This is a genomic window from Streptococcus sp. 2154 (genome assembly GCF_013277255.1).
GTDB classification, from domain to species: Bacteria; Bacillota; Bacilli; order Lactobacillales; family Streptococcaceae; genus Streptococcus; species Streptococcus pseudopneumoniae.
Window position 1 is genome coordinate 1 of sequence record NZ_VMMK01000045.1, and the last position, 13,599, is coordinate 13,599.

The window sequence follows — 13,599 nt, forward strand, 5'->3', positions numbered from 1 at the left end:
TTTTGCAAGGAAAAACATTTGATTTTTTAGGTTTTGTAATTCGAATGTGATAATGTCTTTAGTAAATCGAACGTGAAAATGTCCCATTTGATAAAATAGTCGTATGAAAAGTATCCAACTGAATATGAATGAAACGAAAAAATATCTTGTGATAAAAGCTATAGACCAAGGAAAGAAAACAAAGAATCGAGCCTGTGTCGAACTGAATCTTTCTGAAAGACAAAGCAATCGTCTGCTACTAGCCTATCAACAGAAAGGAAAAGAAGCCTTCAGACACGGAAACAGAAATCGAAAACCAAAACATGCAATCCCTGATGAAAGCAAAATAATTGCCCTCAATCTCACCATTTTTTTGGGACATCATCACTTTCGATTGACAGCCTCAATCCACTATAACTCTGCACATAAAAATGGAGAAGATGGCAATCCTCTTCTCCAAATATTAACTTCTTTACAAACCAACTATAGTTGACAAAGAACCTAAAATCAATTGATAACACAAGGTCAAGTCGGTCAACTCTTTCAACTGAAGCCCTGTCAATTCTTCCCATTTATCAATTTTGTATTGGAGAGAATTGCGGTGCAGATAGAGTTGCTGGGCTGTTTTTGTTAGGACAGCACTATTTTCCCAAAGGGAGAGAATGATTTCCTGAATCTGATCCTGGTCCAAAATCATCTGGTGTAGACATTCCTTGATTGGCTTCAAGTCCACGAGCCTTTCTCCCATACTCCAAAGATAGAGCTGTGAAAAAGTATGAACACCTTGGTGACCCTGACGCCACCAAGTCTTAAACAAATCTCTCTCTGCTTTAATCAAGTCTGATAGGGCTTGATGTCTTGCCTGAGACCAAACCTGGCCTAACATGATAGAGAGACGAAGTCCAAAGTCATACTCAACCGCTTCAATCGTATCAGATAAGATTGAACGTACAGAGGTGTACTTATCTTGTTGCAGCACGAAAACATAATCCTGAGCTCCGACCTGAAGCACCGTCTGACAATTCGGAAAAAGAGTCCGCATCATATCTAGCCAAGAAGCCAGATTTTCCTGCTGAAAATAGGAAAGATGGCAATACACCAACTGAATCTTTTTAAAAGTTTGCGGTGCCTGACCCTTCCCCTCAATCAGATAGGAATACCAAGGATTGAGCGAACGAGCCTGCTCCTGCTGGGTCAAAAGGGAAATCAACTGCTTTTCACGCTCACTGAGCCCAGCTTTCTCCAGCAAAATCCACTGCTGAGAAGCTAAAGGGAGAGTGAGATAGCCTTCTTTCTCTACTGGTTGGTCTGAAATCTGAGCCTCAGGAAACCAGTCTTGTAGTTCTTTTGTCATCATGTCCTAGCCCTCCACTTTTTGGATGCACCACCAAATCAAGCTCTCAAGACGTTCCAAATTTTCAGTCATATGGAGATAGCCCATCACAGCTTCAAAACCTGTGGACATGCGGTAAGTCACCACATCGGCATTTTTAGCCTTTGTGTGGCTATTGGTATTGCGGCCACGTTTGTAGATTTCTTTTTCTCTTTCCGTTAGGACTTGCTCCTCTAACATGAGGGAAATCAGGCGAGCCTGAGCTTTGGCCGACACATACTTGGTCGCTTCTTGATGGAGTTTATTGGGTTTGGTCATGCCTTTGAGTATGAGGTGACGACGAATATACATGGAATAAACCGCATCTCCTTCAAAGGCTAGCGCAATCCCATTAATGAGATTGACATCAATCACGTGTCCACCTCACTCCATCCTTGGTGTCAAGGAGCTTAATTCCCTGAGCAGCCAATTGATCACGGATTTGGTCTGCTGTCGCAAAGTCACGATTGGCACGCGCCTCTTGGCGTTTTTGAATCAAGTCTTCAATCTCTGCATCCAAAGCTTCCTCAACAAAGACAATTCCAAAAATTTCTAACATATCTGCAAGAGCTTGCTTGACACTTGCATCATAGTTCCCTGAGTTGATCCATTTGGCCATTTCAAAGACAACTGTGATACCGTTGGCAGCATTAAAATCTTCATCCATAGCTGCTACAAACTTATCTTTAAAGTTTTGTAACTCTTGGGCATCCACGTTTCCTGTAAATGGTTGCTCATAAGTATTCTTCAGATACTTGAGATTGGTCTCGGCATCGCGCACTGCCTTTTCCGTAAAGTTGATAGGCTTACGGTAGTGCTGGGTCGCAAAGAAGAAACGAAGTACTTGCCCATCAAGAGTTTTAAGGGCATCGTGTACCGTAATGAAGTTACCCAAGGACTTAGACATTTTGACATTGTCGATATTGACAAAGCCATTGTGCATCCAGTAGTTAGCAAAAGTCTTGCCTGTTTTAGCTTCAGACTGGGCAATTTCATTGGTGTGGTGTGGAAACTCTAGGTCAGCTCCACCACCGTGGATATCAATGGTATCGCCCAAAATCTCTGTCGACATGACTGAACACTCGATATGCCAACCCGGACGTCCAGGTCCCCAAGGACTATCCCAAGAAATCTCACCTGGTTTGGAAGATTTCCATAATGCAAAGTCCACAGGATTTTCCTTACGAGCCGTTTCTTCATCGGTACGACCTGAAGCACCTAGCTCCAAATCTTCCAAGGTTTTATTAGCCAATTTGGCGTAATTGTGAGATTTTTCTACACGGAAATAGACATCCCCTTGACTCTCATAGGCAAAGCCTTTCTCAATCAAGTCTTCCACAAAACGGATGATGTCTGCCATAAACTCCACTACACGCGGATGGCGAGTCGCAGGTTTCACGCCCAAGGCCGTCACATCCTCACGAAAGGCAGCGATGTACTTGTCCGCAACCTCCTGAGGCGTGATGCCTTCTTCCTTGGCACGGTTGATTATCTTATCATCCACATCTGTAAAATTGGAAATATAGGCAACCTTATACCCACGGTACTCAAAATAGCGACGAATGGTATCAAAAGTCACCGTTGAACGGGCATTCCCCACGTGGATATAGTTGTAGACGGTTGGTCCACAAACATACATCTTGACTTTGCCGTCCTCGATTGGGACAAATTCTCGCAAATCACGAGACATGGTGTCGTAGATTTTAATCATAAATCATAATCAGGAAAGCCAAAATCAAAGAACACTTAGTTTCATCACTAAGAGTTCAATTGAATTTCAGTCCGAATATCTCTACACTTCGGAATCCCTTGCTCCTTTCTCATTCAGATAAACCACCTGAGTCTGTTTGACAAAGCCAATTTTTTCATACAAACGTTTGGCACCTACATTGCTATCTTCCACTGCAATCTGAAATTCCTTGTCATTTTGCTCAATTAGTTGGTTGACGAGGGATTTTGCTAAGTAGCTTCCATAGCCTTTCCCACGTTCAGGTTCCAATATTGCTAAACCGTAGAAGTAATTCGTATTAGTCGATAAATCTACCGTGCAAGTTCCAATAACCTGACTGTCTTTTAACAAAATATATAAGCGACTTTCTGGATCCTTCAGAGCTTCAGCGACATATCTATCCACAACTTCTCTAGATTCATGTTCCTCTGAAAATGCCTGAAATTTTAACTGGCTAATTTGCTCCTGATACGAACTATCTGCTAACAAAACTTCAAGATTAGAAAGTTTTGCTAACTGATATGGTCTTCTATCCTTACCTAACCAGGTTTCTGTCTCTTCATCCTCGACCAATCCCCAGTTACTGACAAAATCAGGATGACGCTCTAGAAAAATACGCTCTGTCTGAAAAGTGACTGAACAAATAGAGAAAGAAGCTGTTTCTTTCTCAAAACTCGTAAACAAAGCACGCGCAATTCCCTGACGGCGATGATCTGGATGAACCAGTATCGTCACTTCCACATCTTGATCATCTGCATAAACAGTTAAGAGACCAACAAGTTCGCCTTTTTCATAATAAAGGAAAAAGGCGGGCATGTTTAGGTCAAAATTAAGCATGTTAGAGAGATAGGGATCACGATAGGTACCGTCATAGTTTTGGCAACAGTTAATTAGTTTTTTCGCCTCAGATAACTCCTCTTGGCTTAACTTGTTTCTTGCTTGAATCATATAGGTATCCTCTACAAACCAGACGATCTATGACTGGCTTCTTTAGCCTGCTCGAGTTTATTAACATAATACTCTCGTTTTTCTTCGACTTCGTGAATGACAGGCTCATCCTTCTTACCATGAAGGCGGACAATCTTAGCCGGAATACCGACAACCGTCACATCACTAGGTACATCTGCCACGACAACTGCTGCTGCACCAACCTTGGCATTTTCACCGATTTCCACTGGTCCGATGACTTGGGCATGAGCCGATATGAGAGCTCCCTTTCGAACGGTCGGATGGCGTTTTCCAACATCCTTACCAGTTCCACCAAGAGTCACCCCGTGATAAAGAAGAACGCCTTTTTCAACGATCGCTGTTTCTCCAATCACCAAGCCTGAACCGTGGTCGATAAAGACACCTGAATCAATCTGGGCACCTGGATGAATCTCAATCTGAGTCCAAAAGCGCCAGAACTGACTGTGCATACGAGCCAGGAGTTTGAAGTCGTACTTCCAGAGAAAATGCGAGAGACGGTGGGCCGCCAAGGCCTTGACACCTGGATAAGTCAGCAAAACCTCCAAAGTGGTGCGGGCCGCTGGATCATTTTCTTTTACGATATCAATGGTTTCGCGCCACCACCCCATACATTTCTCCTTTTCTTACTCTGAATCTTTTGGTATTTCTGTAAATTCTTTCTTAGGTTTGTGATCCTTGTGATGACGTGGGCGGTGAGGGCGCTCAGACTTTTCACCTTTTTCATCATGCTCAGGTTTTGGCGGACGAGGTAGAAGAGCCTTCATAGAGGCATCGATACGGCCTTTTTCATCAATCTTGATAACCTTAACATCAACTTCATCCCCGATTTCTACCAAATCCTCTACACGATTGGTACGAGTCCAAGCCATCTCCGAGATATGAACAAGAGCATCTGTCTTATCAAAGAGGTTAACAAAGGCACCAAATTTCTCGATACGAACGACTTTAGCACGGTAAACTTCGTCCACCTTAGCTTCACGAACCAAACCAGCAATAATTTCTTTGGCACGATTGATGGCATCTTGGTCGCTAGAGTAGATAGATACGTTACCTTCTTCGTCGATGTCAATCTTAACGCCTGTTTCAGCGATAATCTTGTCGATGGTTTCTCCACCCTTACCGATGACAATCTTAATCTTGTCCACATCAATCTTGATGGTATCAATTTTCGGAGCAGTTGGAGCCAATTCTGGACGAACTTCTGGAATGGTTGCTTCAATGACATCAAGGATTTCAAAACGCGCTTTCTTGGCTTGAGCAAGGGCCTCAGTCAAGATTTCTGCAGTAATCCCTTGAATCTTAATATCCATTTGAAGGGCTGTAATCCCGTCACGAGTTCCGGCAACCTTGAAGTCCATGTCTCCAAAGTGATCTTCCAAACCTTGGATATCTGTCAAGACTGTGTAGTTATTTCCATCTGAGATAAGTCCCATGGCAATCCCTGCTACTGGCGCCTTGATTGGCACACCACCAGCCATAAGGGCAAGAGTACCCGCACAGATAGAGGCTTGAGATGAAGAACCGTTTGATTCCAAGACTTCTGCTACTAGGCGGATAGCGTATGGGAATTCTTCCAAGCTTGGCAAGACTTGAGCAAGAGCACGTTCACCGAGAGCACCGTGACCGATTTCACGACGACCTGGCGCACCGTAACGACCTGTTTCCCCTACAGAATATTGAGGGAAGTTATAGTGGTGCATAAAGCGTTTCTTGTACTCTGGATCCAAACCATCAATGATTTGAGTTTCACCCATCGGAGCCAATGTCAAGACTGAAAGAGCTTGAGTTTGTCCACGAGTGAAGAGACCTGAACCGTGCACACGAGGAAGGAAGTCAACAACCGCATCCAAAGGACGGATTTCATCAACCTTACGACCGTCAGGACGTACCTTATCTTCTGTGATCAAACGGCGCACCTCAGCGTGTTCCATTTGTTCCAAGATTTCAGCCACATCACGCATGATACGGTCAAATTCTTCATGGTCTGTATATTTTTCTTCGTAAACGGCAGTCACTTGGTCTTTAACTGCTTGAGTTGCAGCTTCACGAGCCAATTTTTCTTCTACTTGGACCGCTTTTTGGAGGTCACTGTTGTAGGCTGCGATAATTTCAGCCTGCAATTCAGCGTCCACATGAAGCAATTCTACTTCTGCTTTTTCTTTACCAACAGCTGCAACGATTTCTTCTTGGAAGGCAATCAATTCTTTGACTGCTTCATGCCCTTTAAGAAGAGCTTCCAACATGATTTCTTCTGACAATTCTTTAGCACCAGACTCTACCATGTTGATGGCGTGCTTGGTACCTGCTACTGTTAATTCAAGAAGCGATTGCTCTGCTTGTTCTTGGCTTGGGTTGATGATGATTTGACCATCCACATAGCCCACTTGTACCCCAGCGATTGGTCCGTCAAATGGAATATCTGAGATAGAAAGCGCCAAGGATGAACCAAACATAGCAGCCATTGGTGCAGAAGCATTTTCATCATAAGAAAGCACAGTGTTAACCACTTGTACTTCATTACGGAAACCTTCCGCAAACATAGGACGGATTGGGCGGTCAATCAAACGCGCTGTCAAGGTCGCATCTGTTGAAGGACGTCCTTCACGTTTCATAAAGCCACCAGGAAACTTCCCAGCTGCATACATTTTTTCTTCGTAGTTGACTTGAAGAGGGAAGAAATCTCCAGTTGCCATTTTCTTAGACATAACGGCAGCAGTCAAGACAGTTGACTCACCGTAACGTACAACAACAGAGCCATTTGCCTGCTTAGCAACCTGACCAGTCTCTACGATCAACTCACGACCCGCAAAAGTCGTTTGAAACACTTGTTTTGTCATTTTAATCCCCTTTGGATTGATAAAATTATACGCCTTGCCTACAAAGATCAAGATACTAAGGGCGTGAAGAATCCCGTATGAAAATAGGAGATTGACGCAGTGTGCGATGCGCACCAGGAAATCTATCTTTTTCACTAGGGATTTAGCCCGTGTTCAATTACTCAAGATACCAAGGACGTCAAAAGCAAAGTGAAAATAGGAAACTGACGAAGTCTTCGATGAAGACAAGACAGTTTATCTTTTTTACATAGCTTTTCGGACGGGTTCAATTACTCAAGATACCAAGGACGTCAAAAGCAAAGTAAAAATAGGAAACTGACGAAGTCTTCGATGAAGACAAAACAGTTTATCTTTTTTACACAGCTTTTCGGCCGGGTTCAATTACTCAAGATACTAAGCCGTTAAGCAACTCAAAGGAAAATAGGAAATCGAACGACGGAGCGAATGCTCCTAGGTAGATTTATCTTTTTCCACAGAGTTGTAGGCGTGTTCAATTACACAAGATATTTTGGACGGTTTGGCTTGCCGAACATTTCTGTAGAAAAATAGGAAGGTGACGCCGCACTCGATGAGTGCTAGGAAGCTTATCTTTTTTCCTAAGGAATGAGGCCAAAATTCAATTAAGTATCTTTTTGATATTTCCCTGGAATAGTGCGGACGGGAGCTAAAATTATCCAGTGGATGATTTTAGAAATCCAACGGAATTTCAATGGTAATTTTTAATTACTTCGCCTTTTTATTTCTATGCTCAGGCTAAAATAGTTTCCCGAACTATTTTACTCTCAAAAATCCTGCCTTAGATAATAATATTGTTATCATCTAAGATACCACGATAGCGTGAAATATCTTTTAAATACTCACTCCGTTCGTGTTTTTTGAGACACACATTATCAGATTTTGCTTAAAAAATAATCAACTTTAAACAAACTTCTAAAACCTAAATACCCTCATCTTTGTATCAAGTACGTACAGAGTCTATTTTATCATATTTTTCTTAAAAAGTGCGGTCTTTACCATTAAAAAGGAACCATTCCCCTCACTTGAGAAGAATGGTTTTCTTTTTATTATCCTAGAGACTGATGATTAAACAAGGCATGGGTTGCTTGATGGATGTATTTTGCTGTTTCAGCATTGTTCATAGTGTAGAGATGCACACCTGCAACATCCTGAGTTACCAAGTCCACGATTTGGTCCACCGCATAGGCAAGTCCTGCTGCTCTGAGCGACTCAGGGTCATGCTCATACTTGTCTAAGATGGCTTTAAATTTGCGTGGAAGATGGATATTCTCACAAGTCTTCAAGAGGCGGAGAGCCTGATTTCGATTCAGAATTGGCATAATTCCTGCATGAATGGGAACATCAATCCCAGCCAAGATGCACTTGTCTTGAAAATCATAGAAACGCTCATTGTCAAAGAAAAGCTGAGTTACGAGGCTCGAACAACCTGCATCTACTTTCTTCTTAAGATTTTGAATATCTGAAATCTGATTTGGTGAATCTGGATGGCCTTCTGGATAACAAGCACCAACAATATCAAAGTGAGGGGCTTGTTCCTTGATGAACTCAATCAAGTCGGTTGCATAGCGGAAATCCTTTTGTGGTTCCACGTCTGGAATAATATCCCCACGAAGAGCCAAGATTTTCTGCACTCCAACCTTGTCCAAGTCAGCAATGGTTTCAGCAACCTTGTCCTTAGTCAAATAGATGGCTGGCAAGTGAGCAATGGTCGGAATCGCCAAGTCATTTTGGATAAAATCAGCCAAACGAACCGTCGTTTCCTTGATATTAAATTTATTATTGCTGGCAGTTACACTGATAAAATGGGGAGCCAACTCCTGCATATCCTGCAAGGCTGAAATAATGTTACCATTACCCACGGCTGGGTTTGGAGGGAACACTTCAAATGAGAGTGACGGTGTTTGGCGTGACATAGTCAATATCCTTTTCTTTTTGATTTCATTATTGCTAACCTAACTAGGCTAAGCATCTTCTTGATCAGACAGTGTCAAGCAAGAAATCCAATCTTACAATTTCTCACGCGCAGCTTTAGCTGCTTCAACAAGGCGAATCAAGCTTTCTTTTGTTTCTGGAATACCACGTGTTTTCAAACCACAGTCAGGGTTGATCCAAACTTTCTTGCTTGGCACTTTAGCAAGGATAGCTTCGATTGTATGGTCGATTTCGCCTTCGTTCGGCACACGAGGTGAGTGGATATCGTAAACCCCAGGTCCCACTTCTGTTTGGAAGTTTTTCGCTTTGAGTTCGTCCAAGATTTCAAGGTTTGAACGACTAGCTTCAAAGGAAATAACGTCTGCATCCATGTTGTCGATAGCTGGGATGATATCTGTAAATTCTGAGTAACACATGTGAGTGTGGATTTGTGTGTCTGGCGCTACTGTTGAGTGTACCAAGCGGAAGGCAGGAATTGCCCAGTCAAGGTAGTCTTCGTACCAGTCGCTACGACGGAGCGGCAATTTCTCACGAAGAGCAGCCTCGTCGATTTGGATGATTTTCACACCAGCAGCTTCAAGGTCAAGCACTTCATCCTTGATAGCAAAGGCGATTTGAAGAGTTGAATCCTTGATAGAGATGTCTTCACGTGGGAATGACCAGTTAAGGATGGTAACAGGTCCAGTTAACATACCCTTAACAGGTTTGTTTGTACGGCTTTGTGCATAGCTAGACCATTTAACAGTGATAGGGTTAAGACGAGTGACATCACCCCAGATGATTGGTGGTTTAACCCCACGCATACCGTATGATTGTACCCAACCATTTTTAGAGAAGAGGTATCCTGACAAGTTTTGACCGAAGTACTCAACCATGTCATTACGCTCAAATTCACCGTGAACAAGGACATCAAAGTCGATGTCTTCTTGCCATTTGATCCATTCATCGATCGTTTCAGCAAGGAAAGCGTCGTACTCTTCTTGAGACAATTCACCTTTACGGTAAGCCAAACGTTTGGCACGAACTTCTTTAGTTTGAGGGAATGAACCGATAGTTGTTGTTGGAAGAGCTGGAAGTTTGAAAGCTTCTTCTTGGATAGCTTCACGTTCTGCAAAGGCTGGCAAACGAGTGTAGTCTGCGTCTGTCAAGCCAGCGATACGCGCACGAAGTTCCGCATTTTCACCAACACGCTCAGTCGCAAAGAGTTCTTTGTTGGCTGCAAGTGCTTCTTCACCTTGACCATTGCGGATAGCATCCAAGTCACGGATTTCATCCAATTTTTCAACTGCAAAGGCAAAGTGGTTCAAGATTGCTGGTTCAAATTCTTCATTAGCAGTTGTAAATGGCACATGAAGAAGTGAGCATGAGCTTGTCAAGACAATGTTTTCAGCTGGGATTTGTTCAAGAACAGCCAAGCTCTTTTCGTAGTTGTTGCGCCAGATGTTTTTACCATTGACAATACCTGCATAAAGAATCTTATCAGCTGGGAAGCCACCTTTAACCAATTCAAGAGTTTTCTTACCTTCAACGAAGTCAAGACCGATAGCATCTACTGGCAAGTTCACAAGGTCAGCGTAGACGTCACGAACATCACCGAAGTAAGTTTGAAGCAAGACTTCAAGACCTTTTTTGTCAGCCAAGAGTTTGTTGTAGAGATTTAAGAAGAGAGCTTTTTCTTCAGCTGTCAAGTCTTTTACAAGAGCCGCTTCATCCAATTGGATGCGAGTCGCACCAAGTTCAGCCAATTTAGCAAAAACTTCTTGGTAAGCAGCCACTAAGCTATCTACGAAGTCTTCTGCTTTCACGCCTTCTTCAAAGTCTGACAATTGAAGGAAAGTGAATGGACCTACAAGAACAGGACGAGTGTTGAGACCAAGTTCTTTTGCTTCTTGGAACTCATCAAAGATTTTGTGACCTGCAAGTTTGACTTGAGTGTCTTTTTCAAATTTAGGAACGATGTAGTGGTAGTTGGTGTTGAACCATTTCTTCATTGGAAGGGCGCGAACGTCTCCTTTTTCTCCTTGGTAACCACGACCCAAAGCGAAGTAGCGCTCAAGGTCAGACAAGTCCAAGTTTTGAACGGATGCAGGCACCACGTTGAAAAGGAAAGCTGCATCTAGGAAGTTGTCATAGTGAGAAAAGTCATTTGATGGGATTTCAGTGATTCCTTTTTCTTTGACAATGTTCCAATGTTTAGCACGCAAGTCTTTTGCTGCTGCAAGGAGTTCTTCTTCTGAGATTTCTTTTCTAAAGTATTTTTCAGTTGTAAATTTTAATTCGCGGAATTCGCCCAAACGAGGGAAACCGATGATTGTAGTTGACATGATGTGTCCTCCAAAATTTGTTGTTGAAACTATCTTAACAGAAAAGGAATCATCTGTATAATTGTAAAAAATTAGGCTTTGATATAGTTTGAAACTATATCTCTGTTTTAAACAAAAGAAAAAGACCTGAGACAAATGCCTCAAATCCTTTGTGTAGCTTGTTTTAAAGCTGTATCCCAGTTAGACGGTTCAAACGTCTTATTAGTGATTCTTATAAGTGACTATGGCTTGTTATTAGAAAAGACTATAATACTCTTCGAAAATCTCTTCAAACCGCGTCAACGTCGCCTTGCCGTACTCAAGTACAGCCTGCGGCTAATTTCCTAGTTTGCTCTTTGATTTTCATTGAGTATGAGTCTACTCTAATCAACTCTTTTCCTGTTCGAGTGGGACGACTGCTAGTGTCTTTCCTAAACTGGCTAGAACTTTTAAGACTGTGTCCAACTGAGGGCTTGTCTTGCCTGTTTCCATCCTAGCTATGACAGGCTGGCTTACTCCACTAAGTTCTTCTAGCTTTTTCTGACTGATTCTTTGTTCACACCTAGCCTCAATCAACTCGCTCATGATAGCTACTCGCATATCACTTTCAAGGATTTCCTCCTTGCTAAAGAGCTCAGATAGACATCCTTCCAATTACTCCCAATAGCACTATTCTTCATCACTTACCCCTCTTTCTTTTAGATCTATGTATTTTTTGAAAAAATGAGCGAATTATGATTCGATAGATTGATCAGCGGGTTTAAAATTGGGACTAACTTGTTTCTTAACAGATTTTCCTTTTCTAGGGTAAAGCAGATCCTGCTTGCTTAACCCCAATTTTCCACGATGAATCCAATAATAAATGGTTGAAATTCCCACGTTAACCCCTTTAGCCATCACCATCATTTCAGGCGAAAATTTTTGGTTATGATAGTGGAGAATCTTTTCCTTTAGTTCCTTGGTCAAGCTTGATTTTTTGACCGAGCGCTTGCGATTATTTTCATAAGACTGTTGAGCATAGTCGGCAGAATAAACCTCTTTGAAGCGCCCTTTTCCAAGACATTTTCGGACTGTCCCACGCTTGATTTCAGTATGGATAGTTTGAGGAGCTTTTCCAAGTAGAGAGGCAATTTCTCTATTTGATTTTCCCTTTTTCCATCGTTCGATTAAGCGACGACTATCGATTGTCAAATGTTTGCCTTTTGTAGTATAATTGTCTTGCATCTCCGTGACTTTTAATCATTTCAATCTTAAATTGGACTTTTTTTTACTTGGGTTGTACTTAATCTATAAGGAAGACAATAAAAAGAATATCAATCGAGTAAAGTCACAAAGTCACATTAGCTCCGAGCAACCATTGCAAATCGAGGTACTCATACAATGATTAAAATATTTCTCTCTGCCTTTTCTGTCATTCTCTTTGCTATCCCTATCATAGCTTATTCTTTTTTTCCATCTTCTAATCTTAATATTTGGCTATCTACCAGACCTATCTTGGCACAGATTTATGCCTTCCCCTTAGCTACTGCAACTATGGCTTCTATTTTAAGTTTCGTATTTTTTTCCCTATCTTTTTACAAGAAAAATAAACAAATACGGTTTTACTCTGGCATTTTGCTCTTATTATCGCTCATATTACTATTATTCGGAACAGATAAAACCCTTTCTTCCACATCAAATAAGACTAAAACCTTAAAATTAGTAACTTGGAACGTCGCTAATCAAATAGACGCACAACATATTGAGCGAATTTTTAGCCATTTTGATGCCGATATGGCTATATTCCCTGAACTAGCTACCAATATCAGAGGTGAGCAAGAAAACCAGAGAATCAAACTATTGTTTCATCAAGTTGGACTTTCTATAGCCAACTATGATATTTTTACTTCTCCACCTACTGACAGTGGAATAGCTCCTGTGACTGTGATTGTCAAGAAAAGTTATGGTTTCTATACAGAAGCTAAAACTTTCCATACAACACGGTTCGGGACAATTGTATTACATTCGAGAAAACAAAATATACCAGATATCATTGCTTTGCATACTGCTCCTCCTCTGCCAGGTTTAATGGAAATCTGGAAGCAAGACTTAACCATCATTCATAATCAATTGGCTTCAAAATATCCAAAGGCTATTATTGCAGGTGATTTTAATGCAACTATGCGTCATGGAGCACTTGCAAAAATAAGCTCTCATAGGGACGCATTAAATGTACTACCACCTTTTGAAAGAGGAACTTGGAATAGCCAAAGTCCAAAACTTTTTAATGCAACAATAGATCATATTTTATTGCCTAAAAACCACTACTATGTTAAAGATTTAGACGTTGTAAGTTTTCAAAACTCTGATCATAGATGTATTTTTACAGAAATCACATTTTAATTATTTTATACTCTTCGACAATCTCTTCAAACCACATCAGCGTCGACTTACCTTAGACATATGGTTACTGACTTCGTC

At 41.6% G+C, this 13,599-nt stretch carries 10 protein-coding genes and 2 pseudogenes; 2 read left to right on the plus strand and 10 right to left on the minus strand.

The genetic code is table 11. From position 1 onward, the window contains the following. Positions 1 to 124: 124 nt before the first annotated feature. Positions 125 to 325: pseudogene (locus HT693_RS08250) on the plus strand (helix-turn-helix domain-containing protein); the annotation flags it as partial. A 126-nt stretch (positions 326 to 451) separates the two neighbouring features. Here HT693_RS08250 and HT693_RS08255 read toward each other — a convergent pair. The 10 genes and pseudogenes from HT693_RS08255 to HT693_RS08300 form a co-directional block, all read right to left on the minus strand. Then, positions 452 to 1,336, minus strand: coding sequence for a PucR family transcriptional regulator (locus HT693_RS08255; RefSeq protein ID WP_000988345.1), 885 nt, complete (start codon positions 1,334 to 1,336; stop codon positions 452 to 454). A 3-nt stretch (positions 1,337 to 1,339) separates the two neighbouring features. Next, positions 1,340 to 1,726 carry a Mini-ribonuclease 3 gene (locus HT693_RS08260; RefSeq protein ID WP_000567930.1) on the minus strand — a complete coding sequence of 129 codons (387 nt, stop codon included), beginning with the start codon at positions 1,724 to 1,726 and terminating at the stop codon, positions 1,340 to 1,342. Continuing rightward, positions 1,719 to 3,062: a cysteine--tRNA ligase gene (cysS, locus tag HT693_RS08265; protein WP_025170627.1), complete on the minus strand. Its 1,344-nt coding sequence runs from the start codon at positions 3,060 to 3,062 to the stop codon at positions 1,719 to 1,721. The genes HT693_RS08260 and cysS overlap by 8 nt, the downstream gene beginning before the upstream one ends. A gap of 81 nt (positions 3,063 to 3,143) precedes the next feature. After that, positions 3,144 to 4,028, minus strand: coding sequence for a GNAT family N-acetyltransferase (locus HT693_RS08270; RefSeq protein WP_050259795.1), 885 nt, complete (start codon positions 4,026 to 4,028; stop codon positions 3,144 to 3,146). Between the two features lie 11 nt (positions 4,029 to 4,039). Further along, positions 4,040 to 4,657 carry a serine O-acetyltransferase gene (cysE, locus tag HT693_RS08275; protein WP_023933244.1) on the minus strand — a complete coding sequence of 206 codons (618 nt, stop codon included), beginning with the start codon at positions 4,655 to 4,657 and terminating at the stop codon, positions 4,040 to 4,042. Between the two features lie 15 nt (positions 4,658 to 4,672). Then, positions 4,673 to 6,886 carry a polyribonucleotide nucleotidyltransferase gene (gene pnp / locus HT693_RS08280; RefSeq protein ID WP_172925099.1) on the minus strand — a complete coding sequence of 738 codons (2,214 nt, stop codon included), beginning with the start codon at positions 6,884 to 6,886 and terminating at the stop codon, positions 4,673 to 4,675. Positions 6,887 to 7,950: 1,064 nt separating this feature from the next. After that, positions 7,951 to 8,817 (minus strand): methylenetetrahydrofolate reductase [NAD(P)H], encoded by an 867-nt coding sequence (gene metF / locus HT693_RS08285; RefSeq protein ID WP_138700519.1) that lies wholly within the window; start codon positions 8,815 to 8,817, stop codon positions 7,951 to 7,953. Between the two features lie 93 nt (positions 8,818 to 8,910). Next, positions 8,911 to 11,160 carry a 5-methyltetrahydropteroyltriglutamate--homocysteine S-methyltransferase gene (gene metE, locus HT693_RS08290; RefSeq protein ID WP_119947204.1) on the minus strand — a complete coding sequence of 750 codons (2,250 nt, stop codon included), beginning with the start codon at positions 11,158 to 11,160 and terminating at the stop codon, positions 8,911 to 8,913. A 366-nt stretch (positions 11,161 to 11,526) separates the two neighbouring features. Then, positions 11,527 to 11,793, minus strand: coding sequence for a helix-turn-helix transcriptional regulator (locus HT693_RS08295; RefSeq protein ID WP_138703569.1), 267 nt, complete (start codon positions 11,791 to 11,793; stop codon positions 11,527 to 11,529). An 84-nt stretch (positions 11,794 to 11,877) separates the two neighbouring features. After that, positions 11,878 to 12,363: pseudogene (locus HT693_RS08300) on the minus strand (IS30 family transposase); the annotation flags it as partial. Positions 12,364 to 12,519: 156 nt separating this feature from the next. Between HT693_RS08300 and HT693_RS08305 the strand changes: the two are divergent. Next, positions 12,520 to 13,521, plus strand: coding sequence for an endonuclease/exonuclease/phosphatase family protein (locus HT693_RS08305; protein ID WP_172925100.1), 1,002 nt, complete (start codon positions 12,520 to 12,522; stop codon positions 13,519 to 13,521). Positions 13,522 to 13,599 lie beyond the last annotated feature (78 nt).

What these genes read in the sequence shown, in the direction of transcription:
- HT693_RS08255 (WP_000988345.1), bottom strand. Translation starts at nt 1,336, where the DNA reads ATGATGACAAAAGAACTACAAGACTGGTTTCCTGAGGCTCAGATTTCA.
- cysS (WP_025170627.1), bottom strand. Translation starts at nt 3,062, where the DNA reads ATGATTAAAATCTACGACACCATGTCTCGTGATTTGCGAGAATTTGTC.
- HT693_RS08270 (WP_050259795.1), bottom strand. Translation starts at nt 4,028, where the DNA reads ATGATTCAAGCAAGAAACAAGTTAAGCCAAGAGGAGTTATCTGAGGCG.
- cysE (WP_023933244.1), bottom strand. Translation starts at nt 4,657, where the DNA reads ATGGGGTGGTGGCGCGAAACCATTGATATCGTAAAAGAAAATGATCCA.
- pnp (WP_172925099.1), bottom strand. Translation starts at nt 6,886, where the DNA reads ATGACAAAACAAGTGTTTCAAACGACTTTTGCGGGTCGTGAGTTGATC.
- metF (WP_138700519.1), bottom strand. Translation starts at nt 8,817, where the DNA reads ATGTCACGCCAAACACCGTCACTCTCATTTGAAGTGTTCCCTCCAAAC.
- metE (WP_119947204.1), bottom strand. Translation starts at nt 11,160, where the DNA reads ATGTCAACTACAATCATCGGTTTCCCTCGTTTGGGCGAATTCCGCGAA.
- HT693_RS08305 (WP_172925100.1), top strand. Translation starts at nt 12,520, where the DNA reads ATGATTAAAATATTTCTCTCTGCCTTTTCTGTCATTCTCTTTGCTATC.